19 protein-coding genes are annotated in these 20002 nt (G+C 67.0%); 9 read left to right on the forward strand and 10 right to left on the reverse strand.

Annotated features, from left to right (window positions below; all coding sequences use genetic code 11):
- Window positions 1–94: 94 nt before the first annotated feature.
- Together DM992_RS41500 and DM992_RS04800 are read right to left on the reverse strand one after the other, a co-directional pair.
- Window positions 95–301, reverse strand: a complete 207-nt coding sequence (locus tag DM992_RS41500) for a hypothetical protein (RefSeq protein ID WP_162631591.1) — start codon at window positions 299–301, stop codon at window positions 95–97.
- 354 nt (window positions 302–655) lie between these two features.
- Window positions 656–1540, reverse strand: coding sequence for a transcriptional regulator GcvA (locus tag DM992_RS04800; RefSeq protein WP_111015926.1), 885 nt, complete (start codon window positions 1538–1540; stop codon window positions 656–658).
- 96 nt (window positions 1541–1636) lie between these two features.
- Here DM992_RS04800 and DM992_RS04805 point away from each other — a divergent pair, with 96 nt between their 5' ends.
- From DM992_RS04805 to DM992_RS04845, 9 genes are all read left to right on the forward strand, one after another.
- Complete coding sequence (locus tag DM992_RS04805; protein WP_111015927.1) at window positions 1637–2260, forward strand: chromate transporter; 624 nt, start codon at window positions 1637–1639, stop codon at window positions 2258–2260.
- Entirely contained in the window at window positions 2257–2784 is a 528-nt protein-coding gene (locus tag DM992_RS04810) for a chromate transporter (RefSeq protein WP_111015928.1), read from the forward strand. Before DM992_RS04805 ends, DM992_RS04810 begins: the two co-directional genes overlap by 4 nt.
- A 58-nt stretch (window positions 2785–2842) precedes the next feature.
- Window positions 2843–3565, forward strand: a complete 723-nt coding sequence (locus tag DM992_RS04815) for a YoaK family protein (protein ID WP_111015929.1) — start codon at window positions 2843–2845, stop codon at window positions 3563–3565.
- 508 nt (window positions 3566–4073) lie between these two features.
- Window positions 4074–5195: a porin gene (locus DM992_RS04820; protein WP_111017804.1), complete on the forward strand. Its 1122-nt coding sequence runs from the start codon at window positions 4074–4076 to the stop codon at window positions 5193–5195.
- Window positions 5196–5571: 376 nt separating this feature from the next.
- The gene (locus DM992_RS04825) at window positions 5572–5799 is read left to right on the forward strand and encodes a hypothetical protein (protein WP_111017805.1); all 228 of its coding nucleotides are present in this window, start codon (window positions 5572–5574) and stop codon (window positions 5797–5799) included.
- A 244-nt stretch (window positions 5800–6043) separates the two neighbouring features.
- Window positions 6044–7399 (forward strand): glutathione-disulfide reductase, encoded by a 1356-nt coding sequence (gor, locus tag DM992_RS04830; RefSeq protein WP_111015930.1) that lies wholly within the window; start codon window positions 6044–6046, stop codon window positions 7397–7399.
- Window positions 7400–7791: 392 nt separating this feature from the next.
- Complete coding sequence (locus tag DM992_RS04835) at window positions 7792–8463, forward strand: CsgG/HfaB family protein (protein WP_200882387.1); 672 nt, start codon at window positions 7792–7794, stop codon at window positions 8461–8463.
- A 66-nt stretch (window positions 8464–8529) separates the two neighbouring features.
- Entirely contained in the window at window positions 8530–8973 is a 444-nt protein-coding gene (locus DM992_RS04840) for a DUF4810 domain-containing protein (RefSeq protein WP_111015931.1), read from the forward strand.
- Between the two features lie 10 nt (window positions 8974–8983).
- Entirely contained in the window at window positions 8984–9649 is a 666-nt protein-coding gene (locus DM992_RS04845) for a DUF799 domain-containing protein (RefSeq protein ID WP_111015932.1), read from the forward strand.
- Window positions 9650–9772: 123 nt separating this feature from the next.
- Here DM992_RS04845 and DM992_RS04850 read toward each other — a convergent pair whose 3' ends face one another.
- From DM992_RS04850 to DM992_RS04885, 8 genes are all read right to left on the reverse strand, one after another.
- On the reverse strand, window positions 9773–11074 hold the full coding sequence (locus DM992_RS04850; RefSeq protein WP_111015933.1) for an FAD-binding oxidoreductase: 1302 nt from the start codon (window positions 11072–11074) through the stop codon (window positions 9773–9775).
- 20 nt (window positions 11075–11094) lie between these two features.
- Window positions 11095–12399 carry an FAD-binding oxidoreductase gene (locus DM992_RS04855; protein WP_111015934.1) on the reverse strand — a complete coding sequence of 435 codons (1305 nt, stop codon included), beginning with the start codon at window positions 12397–12399 and terminating at the stop codon, window positions 11095–11097.
- A 112-nt stretch (window positions 12400–12511) separates the two neighbouring features.
- Entirely contained in the window at window positions 12512–14086 is a 1575-nt protein-coding gene (locus tag DM992_RS04860) for a DUF3138 family protein (protein ID WP_111015935.1), read from the reverse strand.
- Between the two features lie 101 nt (window positions 14087–14187).
- Complete coding sequence (locus DM992_RS04865) at window positions 14188–15027, reverse strand: ABC transporter permease subunit (RefSeq protein ID WP_034179243.1); 840 nt, start codon at window positions 15025–15027, stop codon at window positions 14188–14190.
- A complete protein-coding gene (locus DM992_RS04870; protein ID WP_111015936.1) occupies window positions 15024–16010 on the reverse strand; it encodes an ABC transporter permease subunit in 987 nt (328 codons plus the stop codon). The genes DM992_RS04865 and DM992_RS04870 overlap by 4 nt, the downstream gene beginning before the upstream one ends.
- Window positions 16011–16020: 10 nt before the next feature.
- Window positions 16021–17175 (reverse strand): polyamine ABC transporter ATP-binding protein, encoded by a 1155-nt coding sequence (gene potA / locus DM992_RS04875; RefSeq protein ID WP_111015937.1) that lies wholly within the window; start codon window positions 17173–17175, stop codon window positions 16021–16023.
- A 188-nt stretch (window positions 17176–17363) separates the two neighbouring features.
- Window positions 17364–18479: a polyamine ABC transporter substrate-binding protein gene (locus DM992_RS04880; protein WP_111015938.1), complete on the reverse strand. Its 1116-nt coding sequence runs from the start codon at window positions 18477–18479 to the stop codon at window positions 17364–17366.
- Window positions 18480–18540: 61 nt separating this feature from the next.
- Entirely contained in the window at window positions 18541–19974 is a 1434-nt protein-coding gene (locus tag DM992_RS04885; protein WP_111015939.1) for an aspartate aminotransferase family protein, read from the reverse strand.
- Between the last annotated feature and the right edge of the window lie 28 nt (window positions 19975–20002).

Here is a 20002-nt window from a genome sequence, read left to right on the forward strand (position 1 = left end):
CTTCGGCGCCGCGGGGCGTACGACGTCCCGCAGCCGCAGCCGCAGCCGTCGCCGCCCGCGCGCATGCGCCCGGCAGGAGTTTCCCTGGGTTCGCCTATCGAATCGAGGCGTCGCGGCGTCGGGTGACGGTGCGGACCGTGTCGGCGCATCGGATCTCGACGGTGCGAAGTCGCGCCGTCGGCATCAGCGGATGCGTGACAGGAGCAGTGAAAGGAGCGGTGATGCGAGACAGCAGCCGTGTGACGGCCGAAATGATTTTCGACATGATTTCCCCGACTTCATGATTGTTTGTCGCCTGCATCGAGCCGCTCGGCCGTGCAGTCGCTTTTGTCTGCACGGCTGCATGAGCAAGCAGCGGGCCAGCGCGCGGATTGCCGCGCGGACAGGGGCTGAGCGGTCGCTGCCTGCAGCCGTGCAACGGGTCGGAGGCGGCAATGTTTCAGGCGTGAAACCTGCGGCGGCGGAGCCGGTCGGCGGTGCGCCGGGCCTGGTGCGGAACGGCCGGACCGACGGGGGATCGTTGGTGCGGCGCGACGGCGATTCCGCAGGAGAAACGGACGCGCCGCATGCGGAACGGTTTCAGTCTTGCAACGCGTGCGGGGAGGGGCGGCGGCGCATCGCTGCCGTTTCGATCAGGCGTCGGGTGCGCGGCGCGTCATGCGTTCACATTCGACTGCGCTTCCAGCCACGCGCAGAACTGCGCGACGAGCGGATCGTCGGCCGGCGCGCGCGGCGTGATCCACCAGTAGCTGCGCGTCGCGATGCGCGGCCCGGGCAGCGGCATCACGAGCCGGCCGCTCGCGAGCTCGTCGTCGATCAGCGGCAGCGGGCCGAGCGCGACGCCGAGCCCGTCGACGGCCGCCTGCAGCGCCAGGTAGAAGTGGTCGAACGACTGCCGCTTGCGCGCCTTCATCGCGACGCCGGCCGCCGCGAACCAGTCGCGCCAGCCTTCCGGCCGCGTATCCGAATGCAGCAGCACGTGCCGTGCGAGGTCGTCCGCGCGCGCGATCGGCGCGCGTTTGAGCAGCGCCGGGCTGCAGACCGGGATCACGCTTTCGTCGAGGAAGTGGCCGCTCGTCCAGTTCGGCCAGTGGCCGGGGCCGCGGCGGATCGCGATATCGAAGCCGTCGAGCGCGTCGAGCGGCGCGTTCGACGTCGACAGTTTCAGTTCGGCGTTCGGCACGTCGCGCTGGAACCGCGACAGGCGCGGCAGCAGCCATTTCATCGCGAAGGTCGGCAGCGCATTGATGCGCAGCACGCGCGCAGCACCCGTGTTGCGCAACTGCTCGCTCGCGTGCGCGATGCTGTCGAACGCCGCGCGCACGGTGTCCAGGTAACGGCGGCCTTCGTCGGTGAGCTTCACGCGCTTGCCGTAGCGGTGGAACACCGGCTTGCCGAGCCACGCCTCGAACGCGGCGATCTGCCGGCTGATGGCACCGTGAGTCACATGCAGCTCGTCGCCGGCGGCGCTGAAGCTTTCATGTCGTGCCGCAGCTTCAAAGGCCCGAAGCGCGGAAAAGGGTGGGAGATCACGTGCCATGCTTGTGATTCTAGATCACAAGGGCACGCCGATAAAATCGTTTTGCGGGGATCCTGAACGGCGGTAACCTCGGCTGACCGTTTGATGAGGAGCCCCATGCAATCCGTTTCCCCGCAGCCCGCGTCACCTCGCAGCGTCGGTCTTGCCGAGCTGTTCACCGGCTTCCTGTCGCTCGGCCTCATGTCGTTCGGCGGCGCGCTGCCGTTCGCGCGGCGCACGATCGTCGACGAGCGCAAGTGGCTCTCCGCCGACGAATTCACCGATCTGCTCGGCCTGTGCCAGTTCCTGCCGGGCGGCAACGTGATCAACCTGTCGGTTGCCGTCGGCATGCGCTTTCGCGGCATCGCCGGCGCGTTCGCGGGCATTCTCGGGCTGATCGCGGGCCCGACGCTCGTCGTCGTCGCGCTCGGCGTGCTGTACGCGAAGACGCAGAACGATCCGCACGTGCAGCACCTGTTCGCGGGGCTCGCCGCCGCGGCCGCCGGGCTGCTCGTCGCGATGGCCGTGAAGGTCGCGAAGCCGCTGCGGCACGCGCGCGCGGCGGCCGGCATCGCGGCGCTCGCGTTCGTCGCGATCGCGGTGCTGCGCATTCCGCTGCCGACCACGATGCTCGTGCTGACGCCCGTCAGCGTCTGGCTCGCGTCGCGGCGCCGCGATGCGGGCATGCCGCAGCCGGCGCAGGCTCCGGTGCGCGATACGCAGCCGGGAGGCCGGCCATGAACGACACGCTGGTCGCGATCGCGACGATCTTCAGCCAGTTGTCGCTGCTCGCGTTCGGCGGCGGCAATACGATCCTGCCGGAGATGCAGCGGCAGGTCGTCGACGTGCATCACTGGATGAGCGCGCACGAGTTCACCGCGCTGTTCGCGCTGGCCCAGGCCGCGCCCGGGCCGAACATGATGATCGTGTCGCTGGTCGGCTGGCACGTCGCCGGCTGGGCCGGGCTGCTCGTCGCGTCGCTCGCGAAGTTCGGGCCGTCGTCAATCGTCACCGTGCTTGCGCTGCATGCATGGGAGCGCTTTCGCGACCGGCCGTGGCGCCGCTACGTGCAGCAGGGGATGATGCCCGTCACGGCCGGGCTCGTCGCGGCGAGCGCGGTCCTGATCTCCGACGCGTCGAACCGCACGGCGATCCAGTGGGGCATTACGGCCGCGTGCGCGGTGCTCGCGTGGCGCACGCGCATCCATCCGCTGTGGCTGCTCGCCGGCGGCGCGCTGATCGGGCTCACGGGTATCGGGCAGTGAGCGAAGGACAAGCCATCTCCCGTCGCGCATACTGGCGCGAATATTCACGGGAGGATCGATGGATCTCGACGGCGCCAGCCGCAATCTCACTGTCGCCGCGTTGCTGACGCTGTCCGGCGGCTACCTCGACGCGTACACGTACGTCGGCCACGGCCACGTGTTCGCGAACACGATGACCGGCAACGTCGCGCTGCTCGGCATCAACCTGTCGGCCGGCGAATGGGCCGCCGCGCTGCATCACGTGCCGCCGCTCGTCGGCTTCGTGATCGCGGTATTCGTCGCGCACCTGCTCGGTCTCGCCGCGCAGCGCGGCTGGATGCGGCACACCGCGTTCGCGAGCCTGATCGTCGAGATCGCGTTTCTCGGCGTCGCCGCGAGCGGCCTCGTCGGCGCGTCGAGCGCGTGGCTGATTCCGGGCATCTCGTTCGTCGCGACGCTGCAGACGCTGTCGTTCACCCATCTCGAGGAACTGTCGTACACGTCGGTGATGACGACCGGCAACCTGCGGCGCGCCGCGCAGAAGCTGTTCGTCGGGTTGATCCCGCGCTACGACGTGCTCGCGCTGCACGATTCGGCGCTGCTCGCGACGATCAGCTTCTGCTTCCTGGCCGGCGCGGTGTTTGGCGGCCTCGTGACGCGGCTCGCGCCGGACGTCGCGCTGTGGGGCGCCGTGCTGCTGCTTGCGGGCGCGTTCGCGGAGATCGTACGGCGCGCGTGGCGTCGCGCGGGGAACGGCGGCGATGGTGGTCGCGGCGAAGACGGGGCGGCGCAAACGGCCTGACGGCGCGCATCGCCCGGCAGCCGTTGACGTCGCGTTCCGGATTTACCGCTTCATCGATTCACCGACCCGCCGACCCGCCGACCCGCCGACCCGCCGACCCGCCGACCCGCCGACCGACCCACCGACCCACGGGCACACCCGAACGCGGGCCGGTTGCACCGGCCGCGCCCGCTGCGGGCGTTCGCGACATATTCCGGTTGCATCGACCGCGTCAACCGGCCCGCCGGGATACACCCCTTGCCGCACTGCACCATCGCCGATCCTTACAGCACCGCCGGCACACACCGACACCGTCGAGAACCGTCCCGCCGGCCCACGAGGCAGGCCCGGCACGGAAACGTTGTTCCCGGGCGACAGTCACGCGATTACCGCGCGTTTCAATTTCTTTCAGCGATTGCAGTCGTCATATGATTCAAGCCACATCGCGCGCGCCAAAAACGTGTGCGATCGCCACCCGGCTGCGCACGTGGCCGGCAATGAACGGAGACACCTACAAAAAGGAAAGCTCATGAAGCAGACCACCCGACTCGCAGCCATCGCAGGGGGCGCCGCGCTCGCATTCGCCAGCCAGTACGCGGCCGCACAAAGCTCGGTCACGCTCTGGGGCGTCGCCGACGTCAGCGTCCGGTACCTGACCAACGCGAACGCCAAGAATGACGGACTGCTGTCGATGTCCAACGGCGCGATCACCAACAGCCGCTTCGGCATCTACGGCACCGAAGACCTCGGCAGCGGCCTGAAGGCCGTGTTCAACCTCGAAAGCGGCGTGAACCTGCAGAACGGTGCATTCGCCGACAGCGGCCGCCTGTTCAACCGTGCGGCATACGTCGGCCTGCAGAGCCCGTACGGCACGGTGACCCTCGGCCGCCAGAAGACGCCGCTGTTCGATCTGCTGTCGGATACCTACGATCCGCTGACGGTCGGCAACTACCTCGAAAATGCATGGCTGCCGGTCGCACTCGGCGGCGGCCTGTATGCGGACAACCAGATCAAGTACACGGGCAAGTTCGCGGGCCTGACCGCGAAGGCGATGTACTCGACGGGCACCAACTACGAATCGACCGGTGCCGGCGGCTTCTCGGGCCAGATTCCGGGTTCGCTCGGCAAGGGCAATGCATGGGGCGTGTCGCTGTCGTACGTGATGGGCCCGCTCAGCATCGCGGCCGGCGCGCAGCAGAACAGCGACAACTCGGCGCGCAAGCAGACCATCTACCACGCGAACGTCGTGTACGCGTTCAGCAAGGCGAAGGTCTACGCGGGCTACCTGCGTTCGAAGGACGACACGGGTTTCGTCGACAGCCTGCTCGCGCAGCAGACGATTCCGGTCGCGAAGGGCACGGGCCGGATCGACGACGGTCCGTTCGCGGGCGTGAGCTGGCAGGTCAGCACGCCGCTGACGCTGACGGGCGCGTTCTACTACGACCACATGCGCAATGCGATGACCGCGAACGGCACGCTCGCGAGCGGCAACCGCTACGCGATCGTCGGCATCGCCGAGTACGCGCTGAGCAAGCGCACCGAAATCTACGGCACCGTCGACTTCAACAAGACGAACGGCGCGGCGAACGTCGAGCTGCCGGGCCGCAGCAACCAGACTGGCATCGCGATCGGCCTGCGCAATATCTTCTGACGAACGTCGGAACGCACGCGCCGGCATTCGTCCGGCACGCATCGAAGAGGCTCCGCAAGGAGCCTCTTTTTTTTCGTCATGCGGCGTTCATATGCGAACACGACTATTCGGCAATCGCTTCATCACGGATTCCCCGCGCCGTAAGCGATCCGTCGGCATTCCAGAACATACTTTTACAGTACGCGAGAAGGCTTTCCGCTACGCTGCGTGCATCGCCCGCCGCGTGCCGTCGCGCATGCGCGTGCGTCGTTCCGGTGGCGCTCGTCGAGCGCGGCCGGCCTGGTGCGTAACTTGTGTATCCGGCGATGACAGACACGGTCTGCCGGTTTTTTTTCGTGGGACGATCGGCCTCACGATTTCTTGAAAGGGGATGACGATGGGTATCCTGAACACCGTGGGCGAAATCGCCGGTGCAGTGGCGGCAGTCGAAGCCGCGGAAAAGCTGGATCCGGATGCGGGCCTGCTGACCAAGGCGGCAGCGGCCGTTGCCGGCTTCAAGGGCGCCGAAGCGATCGAGGGCATGCTCGAGAAGAAGGAAGAGAAGCCCGAGCAGGCGGCAGACGATACGCAGGCGACGGACGGCAGCGACACGCCGCAGGCATGAGCATGGTGGCCGGTTCGGCCGCGGGCGCGCTTCTCGCGCGCCCGGGCGGACCGGTGCCGCGCGGCCGGCAGGTCGGGCATGTGGTCGATCGGTGACGCATGGCACACCCGGCAGCTGGTTTGACCGGCGAGAGGCGACGCTTCTCGCCGTTTTTTATTGGGCGCGCGCCGGGTCGTGCCGTGCGCCGCAAGAATTCCGGAATCTTGCTATCGTGCCGTCATCCGAACTGCGATGAGGCAACGCGATGGATTTCGACTATGACCTGTTCGTCATCGGGGCCGGCTCGGGCGGCGTGAGGCTCGCCCGGATGTCGGCATCATACGGCGCGCGCGTCGGCATAGCGGAACAAGAGCAGATCGGCGGCACCTGCGTGCTGCGCGGCTGCATTCCGAAGAAGCTGCTCGTCTACGCATCGCACTACCCGCACGAAGTCGAGGACGCGCAGGGCTTCGGCTGGACCTTCGGCGCCGGCACGCTCGACTGGCCCGCGCTGATCGCCGCGAAGGATCGCGAGATCAACCGGCTGAGCGACATCTACATCAACCTGCTGCGGCAATCGGGCGTCGAGATGCACGCGGGGCGCGCGACGCTCGTCGATGCGCACACCGTCGCGATCGGCGAGCGCACGATCCGTGCGCGCCATATCGCGATCGCGACCGGCTCGCGTCCGTCGCTGCCGCATCGGCCCGGCATCGAGCACGCGATCACGTCGCGCGAGGCGCTGTCGCTCGCGACGTGCCCCAGGCGCATCGCGGTGGTCGGCGGCGGTTATATCGCGGTCGAGTTCGCGGGCATCTTCAACGGCTTCGGCAGTCGCGTCGACCTGTTCTATCGCGGCGAGAAGATCCTGCGCGGCTTCGACGACGACGTGCGCCAGTTCCTGACCGACGAGATGACGAAGCAGGGCGTCACGATCCACGCGCGCACGGTGGTCGAATCGATTTCCCGCGCGGACGACGGCACGCTGAGCGTGCGCGTCGGCGATGCGCAGCACGGGCCGTACGACGCGGTGCTCTATGCGACCGGCCGAGTGCCGAATGTCGACGGGCTCGGGCTCGAGCAGGCGGGCGTGATGCTCGACGCGCGTGGTGCGATCGCCGTCGATGCGTATTCGGCGACGTCGGTCGCGTCGATCCATGCGATCGGCGACGTCACGTCACGGCCGCAGCTCACGCCGGTGGCGACGCGCGACGGCGCGCTGCTCGCGCGCACGCTGTTCGGCGGGTCGCGCGTCGCGGCCGATCACGAATGGGTGCCGTCGGCCGTGTTCAGCCAGCCCGAGGTCGCGACGGTCGGCCTGACCGAGGCCGATGCGCGTCGCGCGTACGGCGACGTCGACATCTACCGCACGTCGTTCAAGGCACTGCGCCACACGCTGTCGGGCCGCGACGAGCGCACGCTGATGAAGCTCGTCGTCGCGCGCGACAGCCAGCGCGTGATCGGTGCGCACATGGTCGGCCGCGATGCGGGCGAGATCGTCCAGGGGATCGCGATCGCGATTCGCGCGGGCGCGACGAAGGCGCAGTTCGACGACACGATCGGCATCCATCCGACCGCGGCCGAGGAATTCGTGACGATGCGGCAGAAAGTGGCCGACTAGCGCGGCGATCGGGTTCGTCCTGTGTCGATTCCGGGCGATCGCCGCCGCCGCGCTGCCGGCACACAAAATTCGTCAATTATCTAAAAGACATCCCGTCTCAATAAATACGTTTGGTATCATCGCGCAAAATCATACGGGGGGCCGTATCATGCGCGATCAACAGCGCAGCATCCGCAATAACGGGGTAACGGGCGCGCACGTGCATGTCGCGTGTTCTGCCGCCTTTCCGCTTTTCGCCGCAACACGCCTGTTGCGTGCACCTTTCCTTCGAATGTCGTAGTCGCCAGTCCGGCGACGAATCAGGCCGCGCGTGCGCCGCATCGATGCGCGCACGTCCGCACCGACACGCCCGTTCCGGGCAATCTTTCCACGCAAGGAGACCAGCAGTGAAAATCCAGACACGACGCACCGTACTCGTGGCGGCAGCGGTCGTCGCAGCGCTGTCCGGCTGCGCGACCGAATCGTCGCGCACGCTCGACGTGCCGGCCGTGAGCAGCGCGCAGAAGCCTTACGCGGGCAAGCCCGTTGCGATCGCGGTCGGCAAGTTCGACAACCGCTCAAGCTACATGCGCGGCATCTTCTCCGACGGCATCGACCGCCTCGGCGGACAGGCGAAGACGATCCTCGTCACGCGCCTGCAGCAGAGCCGGCGCTTCAACGTGCTCGATCGCGAGAACCTCGACGAGATCAAGCAGGAAGCCGGCTTCATGAAGAAGGCGCAGGCGGTGAAGGGCGCGAACTACGTGGTGACGGGCGACGTGACCGAATTCGGCCGCAAGGACGTCGGCGATCACCAGCTGTTCGGCATCCTCGGCCGCGGCAAGACGCAGGTCGCGTACGCGAAGGTCAACCTGAACATCGTCGACACGACGACGTCGGAAGTCGTCGCGTCGAGCCAGGGCGCGGGCGAGTTCAGCCTGTCGAACCGCGAAGTGATCGGCTTCGGCGGCACGGCCGGCTACGATTCGACGCTCAACGGCAAGGTGCTCGACCTCGCGATCCAGGAGGCCGTGAACCATCTCGCCGAGCAGGTCGACGCCGGTGCGCTGAAGACCGCGAAGTAAGCGCTGCAGGCGCCGGGGCCGGCGCCGCATGCGATCGATTCACCACGACATCAAAGAGAAAAGACCATGAAACGGGGTAACTGGCTGCCGGCGACGGCCGCCGCATTGCTGCTCGCCGGCTGCGCGAGCTCGACGCCGCCGCTCTATCAGTGGACGGGCTACCAGCCGCAGGTGTACGAATACTTCAAGGGGCAGAAGTCGCCGCAGGAGCAGATCGACGCGCTCGAAAAGGCGTTGCAGGACATCCGCGGCAAGGGCCATACGCCGCCGCCGGGCTTCCATGCGCATCTCGGGATGCTGTACGCGAGCGTCGGCAACGAGCAGCAGGCCGAGCAGGAACTGCAGGCAGAGAAGCAGCTGTTCCCGGAATCGTCGACCTTCATGGATTTCCTGCTGAAGAAGAAAACCGGCGCAGCGAAACCCGCGGATCAGAAGGCTGCCGGGCAGAGCGCCGCCGGCCAGACGATCGCCGGCCAGAAGAACGCCGATTCGAATTCCGCCAAACAGTGACGCGCCCGCCATGTTCAAGACACTCTCATTCAAGCTGATGTCCGTGCTGTCGATCGTCGCACTGCTGAGCGCGTGCGCGCAGCCGGTGAAACGACCCGACTATACGGCGTTCAAGAAGAGCCAGCCGCGCTCGATCCTCGTGCTGCCGCCGATCAACGAGACCTCGGACGTCGCGGCCACCTACGGGGTGCTGTCGCAAATGACGCTGCCGCTTGCCGAGTCAGGCTATTACGTGGTGCCGGTCGCGGTGATGGACGAGACGTTCAAGCAGAACGGCCTGACCAACGCGGCCGAGATCCAGGGAACGTCGCCCGCGAAGCTGCGCGAGATCTTCGGCGCGGACGCCGCGCTGTATTCGAAGGTTTCGCAGTACGGCACCGTGTACCGGATTCTCGCGAGCGCGACGGTCGTGTCCGCGTCGGCGAAGCTCGTCGACCTGCGCACGGGCGACGTGCTGTGGCAGGGCCGGGCGAGCGCGAGCAGCGACGAAGGCGGCAACAACGGCGGCGGCGGCCTGATCGGCATGCTCGTGGTGGCCGCGGTCAAGCAGATCGCGAACACGCTGATGGATCAGAGCCACGACGTCGCCGCGTTCACGAGCAGCCGGCTGTTGTCGGCCGGGCCGCCGAACGGGTTGCTGTATGGGCCGCATTCGCCGAAGTACGGCACGGATTGATCGACGCGGGCTGCCCGCCGCATAGGGGCACGGAAACGAAGCGGCCGCGCACGCCACGTGCGCGGCCGTTTTGCGTTGATGCGGCCGAAAAAATGCGGGAAGCGGCCGGCGCCGCGCAGCGGCTCAATGCACGCCGAAGGCGTCGAGCAGCCGGTACCAGCTCATCGCGAGCACCAGCGCCGGCGTGCGCAGTGCCGCGCCGCCGGGGAAGTCGCGATGCCGGATCTTGCCGAACAGGTCGAAGCGGCTCGCCTGTCCGTCGATCGCCTCGGCAATCAGCTTGCCCGCGAGCGCGGTCGTGTTCACGCCATGCCCCGAAAATCCCTGCGCGAAGTACATCGTCGGCGCGACGCGGCCGAAGTGCGGTGCGCGGTTCATCGTGATGTCGACAAAGCCGCCCCATGCGTAGTCGACCTTCACGTCCGCGAGCTGCGGGAACGTCTTCAGCATGTCCGCGCGCATCGCGGCCGCGAGATCGCGCGGCTCTCGCGTCGAATAGCTGACCTTGCCGCCCCACACGAGCCGCGTGTCGGGCGCCGGCCGGAAATAGTCGAGCACGAAGCGGCTGTCGCAGATTGCCGCGCGCGCGGGCATCAGCGCGGCGGCGCGCGCTTCGCCGAGCGGTTCCGTCGCGATCACATAGGTGCCGACCGGCATGATCTTCTTCGACAGCGCGGGCGCGAGCGTGCCGACGTAGGTATTGCATGCGAGCACGACGAAACGCGCACGAACGTTGCCGCCGCTCGTCTCGACGACGTGGCCGCCAGCGACGTCGCGCACGCGCGTCACGCAACTGTCCTCGTGGATGCGCACGCCCGCGCCGGTCGCCGCACGGGCGAGGCCGAGCGTGTAGTTGAGCGGATGCAGGTGGCCGCTGTCCGGGTCGTACAGGCCGCCGCAATAGCGGGCGGACTGCACGTAGTCGCCGAGTTCGTCGGCTTCGACGAAGTGGAAGCGATCGTAGCCGAAGCGCTTCGCGGCTTCGTCGCGCCAGCGCTTCAGCGCATCCGCATCGCGCTCGGTGTTCGCGGCGGTCAGGTAGCCGGGCACCAGCGCGCAGTCGATGTCGTGCCGTGCGATGCGCGACTTCACGAGCGACAGCGTTTCGAGCCCCATCTCCCAGATGCGCTTCACGTCGCCTTCCGGCATGAATTGCCCGAACGTGTCGATGCCGCACGCAAAGCCGCCGATCAACTGGCCGCCGTTGCGGCCGCTCGCCGCCCATCCGACCCGCGACGCTTCGAGCACGGTCACCGAGTGGCCGCGCTCGGCGAGGTTGAGCGCGGCGGACAGGCCCGTGAGGCCCGCGCCGATCACGCACACGTCGGCGTCGGTCGCGCCGGCGAGCGGCGCGTGGCGGGTCGTATCGTTGGCGGTCGCCGCGTAGTAGGACGCGACGTGCGGCTGGTTGGCGAAAGTCTGCATGGTCAGGAGAACGGAGAAAGTCAGAATAGCTCGCGCACGCGGTGGTACAGCATCCCGAGTTCGAGCGCGGGTTGCCGCCATGCGTCGCCGCCGGGGAAGCGCCGGTGGCGCACGCGCGCGAACAGGTCGAATGCGCGCGTGTCGCCCGCGATCGCGCCGGCGACCGCGCGTCCGGCGATGCCGGTGAGCGCGACGCCGTGCCCGCTGAAACCCTGCACGTAGAAGAAGTTCGGATCGAGCGCGCCGAAATCCGGCGCGCGGTTGCGCGTGACGTCGACGAAACCACCCCACGCGTGGTCGACGCGCACGTCGCCAAGCTGCGGGAATACGCCGACCATGCGCTGCCGAATCGTTTCGGCGAGCGTCGCGGGCGATGCGCCGGCCGAATTCGCGCGGCCGCCGAACAGCATCCGGTGGTCGGCCGACAGCCGGAAATAGTCGAGGAAGAAGTTGTTGTCGCACACGGCTTCGCGGCGTGCGATCAGTGCGTCGGCGCGTGCCTGGCCGAGCGGCTCGGTCGCGATGATGTACGACGCGATCGGCGCGATGCGCGCGGCGGTCGCGGCCGGCAGCACGCCACCGGGGCCCGCGTTGCAGCACGATACGACGAAGCGGCAGCGCACCTCGCCCGACGGCGTGCGTACGACGGGCCGCGCACCGCGCACGATGTCGAGCGCGGGCGTGTGCGCATACAGCGCGACGCCTTCGCGGCGCGCGGCTTCGGCGAGGCCAAGGCAATACTTGAGCGGATGCAGATGGCCCGACAGCGGATCGTGCACCCCGGCCAGGTAGCGCGTCGACGCGATGCGCGCGCGGATCGCGCCGGTGTCGAGCCACGCGAGCGACGGATGGCCCCAGCGCGACGTCGCGGCGTCCATCCACGCGCGCAGGTCGTCGATACGGCGCGGCTTCGTCGCGACCGTCAGGTAGCCGCGCGTGAAGTCGCAGTCGATCCCGTAGCGCGCGATCCGCTCGGCGATCAGCGCGACGCCGTCGAGCGACAGCGACCACGCGGCGCGCGCGCCGTCGGCACCGAGCTGCCGCTCGATCTCGTCGTCCTTCGCGAAGCCGGTGATCGCCTGGCCGCCGTTGCGGCCCGACGCGCCCCAGCCGGGCCGGTGCGCATCGATCACGGCGACCGACAGCCCGCGCGCGCGGCAGTCGAGCGCCGTCGACAGGCCCGCGAAGCCGGCGCCGATCACGCAGACGTCGACGTCGACTCCATCGTCGAGTACCGGGTCATCGACCGCGGGCCGCGTGGCCGTCGCTTCATAGTACGAGTCGCGCGCGAGCGCATCGGCGCGGCGGGTGAAAGACTGCGTCATCAAGTCGACTCCCTCTTTACGGCCGGCAGACGGTGCGCGACGCACCGCGATCCGGCCGGCAAAAACGGCGCGGGACGCCGTGCACGCGGCACGGCGTCCCGCGTGTGCTGCGTCAGAACGAATAGATGAACTGAGTCGCGAGCAGGTCGTTGGACTTGCCGTACGAACCGTCGTTGCGCAGGAACACCTTGTTGTTCGCCCAGTCGTGCCGGTATTCGACCTTCACGGTGATCTGCTGGGTCGGATAGAACAGCAGGTCGAGCGCGACGTCCTGGCGCACGGCGCCCTTGCACTCGAAGCCCAGGCCGCCGCCGGCCTTCGACATCGCGAGGCAGTCCGCGTCGACGCCGAAACCGTTGTTCGGATCCATCCCGTTGCCGTTCAGCGCGATGCCGCCGCCGCCGCCGCCGTTCTTCGTGTTGGCGAGCAGGTCGTAGCGCAGCGTCACGCCCATGCGGCCGACCACCGGCGCGTTGAACTTGCGGTGCGCGAGCAGCGACAGGCCGTACCACTGCGCGAGCCCGCCGTTGAATGCCGCGTGCTGCTGCCGGCCGTAGTCGACTTCGGCGTTGTACTGAATATCGGCGAGCGTATAGGTCGCGTCGAGTTCGCCGAAGAAGAACGAACCGTATGCGCTCGGCGCCGCACCGCCCGGGCCGTAGTGGACGACGCCCTGGTCGTCGATCGCGCTCGCCAGCGTCTGCCGCCCGATGTTGAACGACCCGCCGATATCGAGCGCGCTCGACCACGTGTAGTCCGCGCGCGCGGTGAAGGTCGGCACCTTGTTGCTGGTGCTGATCGGGTCGCCGAGCGCGTTGGTGCCCGTCTGCGTGACCGAACCGTACGTGCGGTACTGCTCGTTGCCGAGGAAGAACTTCCACGCCCAGTTGCCCTTCGTGTAGTTCGCGCCGACACCGACGTAGCTGCCCGGATCCGAGAAATCGTACAGCAGGTTGTGCGTGAGCGTGAGCATCTGGTTCGACTGCTGCACCTCGTAGCCGCCGAAGCTCGGGATCAGGCCGGCGACCAGCGTCGTCGTGGCGGTGATCGGCACGTTGATGACCGCCGTGTTCAGCAGGTTGTCGGTGATCGAGCCGCGCGAGTTCTGCAGCAGCGTGATGCCGTTGCCGCGGTTCGGCATCAGCGTGATCTCGGCAGACGGCGCCATCGGGCCGACGCCGAACGTCTTCTTGATGTCGAGGTAGAGATCGCCAAACGTGCTGTTGAAGTAGTTGTACGCGTTCTCGTGGTTCGCGAACAGGAACGACGACGTGCCGGCCGCGCGGTTGTAGATGTAGGTCGGATCGATGTAGCCGGTCACCGACAGGCCGGCGAGCGGGCCCGTGTTGGCCGCATCGGTCAGCGAGTCGACCTTCAGCTGCTGGTTCGCGATCTGCTGCTTCATGTCGCTGACCTCGTCGTTGGTCAGCGTGGCCTGCGCCTTGCCGTAGTCGGGCGAGCCCGGATCGACGGTCACCGCAACCGGCGCCGCGCCGGCCTTCGCACCGGCTTGCGCGACAGCGGCGCCGCCCGGCTTCGCGGCGAGCTGCGCCTGCATCGCCTTCATCTGCTTCTGCAGCGCCGCGACCTGCGCCTGCAGCGCCTTGATCTCGGCGGATGTCGAGTCGGCCAGCGCGATGCCCGGCAACGCGCCGGCCACCAGCAGGCAGATCAGTTTCTTCTTCATTGCGGATTCTCCTTGTCGTGCGCCAGTCAAAGTGCGATCGGTTCGCGCGCCGCAGGGCGCGGCGCGCGGGTCTTGTTATCGATGAAAAGAAAAGGGGAGGCTCACGCCACCGCGAACGCCGCCTTCATGTCGGCCACGCGGCGCCGCTCGCGCGCGATCATCATCCGGTTCACGACGATCACGCCGATCGTCACGGCCGTGATGAACAGCGTCGCCAGTGCGTTCATCTCCGGGTTCAGCCCGAGCCGCACGCGCGAGAACACCACCAGCGGCAGCGTCGTCGACCCCGGCCCCGACAGGAACGCCGACAGCACCAGGTCGTCGATCGACAGCGTGAACGACAGCAGCCAGCCCGACAGCAGCGCCTGCGAGATCAGCGGCAGCGTCACCACGAAGAACACCTTCAGCGGCGTCGCGCCCAGATCCAGCGCTGCCTCTTCCAGCGACTTGTTCATCTCCTTCACGCGCGACTGCACGATGATCGCCACGTACGACACGCACAGCATCACGTGACCGATCCAGATCGTCACCATCCCGCGGCCCTTCGGCCAGCCGAACATCTGCTCCAGCGCAACGAACAGCAGCAGCAGCGAGATGCCCTGGATCACTTCCGGAATCACCAGCGGCGCGTTGATCATCCCCGTGTACAGCGTGAAGCCCCTGAAGCGGCCGAAGCGCGCGAGCACGAAACCCGCCCACGTGCCGATCACGACCGACGCGGTGGCCGTCAGCAGGCCGATCTTCAGCGACAGCCACGCGGCGCTCAGCAACTCGTCGTCCTGCCACAGCGACGCGTACCACTTCAGCGAGAAGCCCGACCACACCGTCACCAGCTTCGACTCGTTGAACGAGTACACGACCAGGCTGATGATCGGGATGTACAGGAACAGGAAGCCGAAGGCGAGAACGCCCGTCGACAGCGGTTTGCTCGGCTTGATCATTTCGCTTCCTCCAGTTCCTTGACCTGGTAGTACTGGAACAGCGCCATCGGCACCAGCAGCAGCATCACCATCGCGACCGTCACCGCGGACGCCATCGGCCAGTCCATGTTGTTGAAGAATTCATCCCACATCACGCGGCCGATCATCAGCGTGTCGGCGCCGCCGAGCAGTTCCGGAATCACGTATTCGCCGACCGCCGGAATGAACACCAGCAGGCTGCCGGCGATGATCCCGTTCTTCGACAGCGGCAGCGTGATCCGCGTGAACGCGACCCACGGCCTGGCACCGAGGTCGTACGCGGCTTCGAGCAACGTCAGGTCCATCTTCACGAGGTGCGCGTACAGCGGCATCACCATGAACGGCAGGTACGAATAGACCATGCCGATGTAGACGCCTGCATCGCTGTGGTACAGCCGCAGCGGCGTGTGGATGATGCCGAGCGCGATCAGCGTGTGGTTCAGCAGACCGTCGTCCTTCAGGATCCCGATCCATGCGTACACGCGGATCAGGAACGACGTCCAGAACGGCAGCATCACGGCCATCATCAGCACGTTGCGCCGGTTCGGCTCGGCGCGCGCGATGTAGTACGCCATCGGATAACCGATCAGCAGGCACAGCACCGTCGACACGGCGGCCATCTTCAGCGAGCTGAGGTAGGTCGCGATGTACAGGTCGTCCTGCAGCAGGAACGCGTAGTGCGACAGCTGCAGCGCGAAGTGCACGACGCCGTCCTTGAACTCGACGAGCGACGTGTACGGCGGAATGCCCATCACCTGGTCGGCGAAGCTGATCTTCAGCACCAGCACGAACGGCAGTGCGAAGAAGACCGCGAGCCACAGGAACGGCACGCCGATCGCGATGCTGCGGCCTGACGGCAGGAAGCGCGACAGCGCGGCGAAGCGGCCCGGACGAGCCCGGGCGGCGCCGGTGCTCGCGGCGCCGGTCGACACCGGCGCGGACGGAGTGGAAGCGGAGGTTCTCATCGTGTCGTCCTCATTGCGTCAGCACGACGCCGCTGGCCGGCGACCACGACACGAACACGTCGTCGTTCCACGCGGGCGCGCTGTCGGTCATCAGGTGCGAGCTCGACAGGTTCGACACGACCGTCTTGCCGCTCGGCAAGCGCACGTGATACAGCGAGTAGCTGCCCATGTACGCGATATCGGTGACGACGCCGCGCGCCCAGTTGTGTTTCGAGCCCGGTTTGTCGCGCGATACGTGCACGCGTTCCGGGCGCACCGAGATGCCGACCGGCATCCCGAGCGGGCCCGTCACGCCGTGGCTGACGTACATGCGTGCTTCGAGGTCGTCGCTTTCGACGAAGATGTGATCCGGCTCGTCCTCGACGACGCGCCCTTCGAACAGGTTGGTCGAGCCGATGAATTCGGCCGAGAAGCGGCTGTTCGGGTATTCGTAGACTTCGCCGGGCGTGCCGATCTGCACGATCTTGCCTTCGCTCATCACCGCGAGGCGGCTCGCCATCGTCATCGCTTCTTCCTGGTCGTGCGTGACCATCACGCAGGTCACGTCGACCTTCTCGATGATGTTCACGAGTTCGAGCTGGGTCTTCTGGCGGATCTTCTTGTCGAGCGCGGACATCGGCTCGTCGAGCAGCAGCAGCTTCGGGCGCTTGACCAGCGAGCGCGCCAGCGCGACGCGCTGCTGCTGGCCGCCCGAAAGCTGGTGCGGCTTGCGCTTCGCGTACTTGCTCATCTGCACGAGCGCGAGCGCGTCGGCCACGCGCTCCTTGATCTCGTTCTTCGGCGTGCCTTCCTGCTTCAGGCCGAACGCGACGTTCGATTCGACCGTCATGTGCGGGAACAGCGCGTACGACTGGAACATCATGTTGACCGGGCGGCGGTACGGCGGCAGCGACGCGAGGTCCTCGCCGTCGACGAAGATCTTGCCGGAGGTCGCCGTTTCGAGCCCGGCGAGCATGCGCAGCAGCGTCGACTTGCCGCAGCCCGAGCTGCCGAGCAGCGCGAACAGCTCGTTCTTCGCGATCGTCAGGTTCACGTTGTCGACGGCCGTGCTGTCGCCGAATTTCTTCACGACGTTTTCGATGCGCACGAACGCGTCGTTTTGCGTGCGGGCCGCGGCGGCCGGTTGAATCTGTCGTGCAGCAGCGGAAGAGGGTATCGATTGCATGGGAGTCACCATTCGTTCTTCACGGATTGCAGGCGTGAGCGTCCCCGCACGAGGCGCGCAACGCGACTCGCGGACAACGGCTCGTGCCGGATGGAACAGTGCGCGCGACGCGCGCGGGCGGACGGAGGTCCGCGAATCTCAGGCGCGCAGGCGTGGAGCGATGCCTGCGCCGCCGTGATGCGTGGCGATCAGTGGCCGGTTTTCAGCTGCGCCCACAGACGGTTCTCGAGGCGCAGGATGTCGGCCGGCATCGGCTTCATCAGCACCATCTTCTTCAGCACGTCTTCAGGCGGATAAACGGTCGGGTCCTGCGCAACGGCCGGCGTGACGAACTGGTGCGCGGCCTTGTTCGCGGTCGGGTAGAACACCGTGTTGGTGATCGCCGCGTTGACCTTCGGATCGGACACGTAGTTGATCCACTTCAGTGCAGCCTCGGGGTGCGGCGCATCCTTCGGGATCACCATCACGTCGAACCACAGCAGGCCGCCTTCCTTCGGGTTCGAGAACTTGATGTCGTACGAGCGCTTCGCTTCCGACGAGCGGCGGTGCGCGATGCCGATGTCGCCCGACCAGCCGAGCGCGACGCATACGTCGTTGTTCGCGAGGTCGTTGATGTAGCCGGACGAGTTGAACTGGGTGATGTACGGGCGGACTTTCTTCAGGACTTCGAATGCAGCCTGGTAGTCGCCGGGGTTCTTGCTGTTCGGATCCTTGCCCATGTACTGCAGCGTGGCGGCGAACACGTCGACGGCCTGGTCGAGGAACGATACGCCGCAGCTCTTCAGCTTCTCCATGTTGGCCGGATCGAACACCAGTGCCCAGCTGTCGACGGGCGCCTTGTCGCCGAGTGCCTTCTTCACCGCCTGCGCGTTGTAGCCGATGCCGTCCGTGCCAAAGGCCCAGGGGACGCCGTACTGGTTGCCCGGATCGGCATCCGAGATCATCTTCATCAGCAGCGGGTCGAGGTTCGCGAGGTTCGGGATCTTCGACTTGTCGAGTTTCTGGTACACGCCGGCCTGGATCTGCTTGGCCATGTAGTTCGACGTCGGCACGACGATGTCGTAGCCCGAACTGCCGGCAAGCAGCTTCGCCTGCAACGTGTCGTCGCTGTCGTAGTTGTCGTACTTGACGTGGATGCCCGTCTGCTTCTGGAAGTTCGGGATCGTGTCCGGTGCGATGTAGTCGGACCAGTTGTAGACATTCAGCTCGTCGGCACGCGCCGACGGGCTGGCGACCGACGTGAATGCTGCCGCGGCGGCGAGGGCGGCAACGGAACAGGCTTGGCGAAGAAAGCAGGCACGCATGGTGGAGTTCCCCTGGTTATGGCAGCGTGCGGCGCCCGCCGCACGCCTGTAGGCAAGGCCGTTACGAAATACCCAGTTGCTGGGCGGTTGCATCGACGGCCTTCTTCGCCTTCGACACGAGTTCATCGATTTCCTGACGCGAGATCACGAGCGGCGGCGACAGCAGCATCCGGTCGCCGGTCGCACGCATGATCAGGTTGCCGTTGAAGCAGAAGTCGCGGCAGATCGTGCCGACGTCGCCGCCGTTCGCGAAGCGGCGACGTTCGGCCGGCGCTTCGGCGAGCTGCAGACTCGCGACGAGGCCGTGGCCGTGCACTTCGCCGACGATAGGGTGACGCGCGAAGGTTTCGCGCATCAGCGCCTGGAAGTACGGGCCCGTGTCGCTCTTCACGCGCTCGACGATCCCTTCGTCGCGCAGCAGCTTCAGGTTCGCGACCGCGACGGCCGCGGCGACCGGGTGGCCCGAGTACGTGAGGCCGTGGTTGAATTCGCCGTTGTCGATGATCGGCCGTGCAACACGCTCGTGAATGCCGACCGCGCCCATCGGCACATAACCCGACGTGAGGCCCTTCGCCATCGTGATCAGATCCGGCTCGAAGCCGAAGTGCTGGTGTGCGAACCATTCGCCGGTGCGGCCGAAGCCGCCGATCACTTCGTCGGCGACCAGCAGGATGTCGTACTTGCGGCAGATCCGCTGGATTTCCGGCCAGTACGTCGACGGCGGGAAGATCACGCCGCCCGCGCCCTGGAACGGCTCGCCGATGAACGCCGCGACGTTCTCCGCACCGAGTTCGAGAATCTTCGCTTCGAGCTGCTGCGCGCGCGCGAGGCCGAACGCTTCCGGGGTTTCGCCCGGCTGCGCTTCGCCGAAGAAATACGGTTGATCGATATGCACGATGTGCTCGACCTTCGACGGCATCTGCTCGTGCATGTAGCCCATGCCGCCGAGCGTGCCGCCCGCGATCGTCGAACCGTGGTAGCCGTTCTTGCGCGAGATCACGTACTTCTTCTGTGGCTTGCCCTGCACGCGCCAGTACTGGTGCACGAGGCGCAGCACGGTGTCGTTGCCTTCCGAGCCGCTGTTGCAATAGAAGAAGTGGTTGAAGCCGGCGGGCGTCACTTCCGCGAGCATCGCGGAAAGCTCGATCACCGGCGGATGCGTCGTCTTGAAGAAGGTGTTGTAGAACGGCAGTTCCTGCAGCTGGCGATACGCGGCATCGGCGAGTTCCTTGCGGCCATAGCCGACGTTCACGCACCAGAGGCCGGCCATCCCGTCGATGATCTTGTTGCCGTCCGAGTCCCACAGGTAGACGCCGTCGGCCTTCACGATCACGCGGCTGCCCGCGCGGTTCAGCGCGCCCATGTCCGAGAACGGGTGGATGTGGTGCGCGGCGTCGAGCGCACGGTATTCGGCGGTCGAGCGTGCCTGCGTCGCGCGCGGCGCGGCGGCCGGCGCGGCCGGCTGGATCCAGGCAGATTCGTTGCGGTAAGTCATGTTTCCTCCGTGATTCCGTATGGCGGTT

It is taken from the genome of Burkholderia sp. JP2-270 (genome assembly GCF_003233675.1).
In the GTDB taxonomy this organism is placed as follows: domain Bacteria; phylum Pseudomonadota; class Gammaproteobacteria; order Burkholderiales; family Burkholderiaceae; genus Burkholderia; species Burkholderia pyrrocinia_C.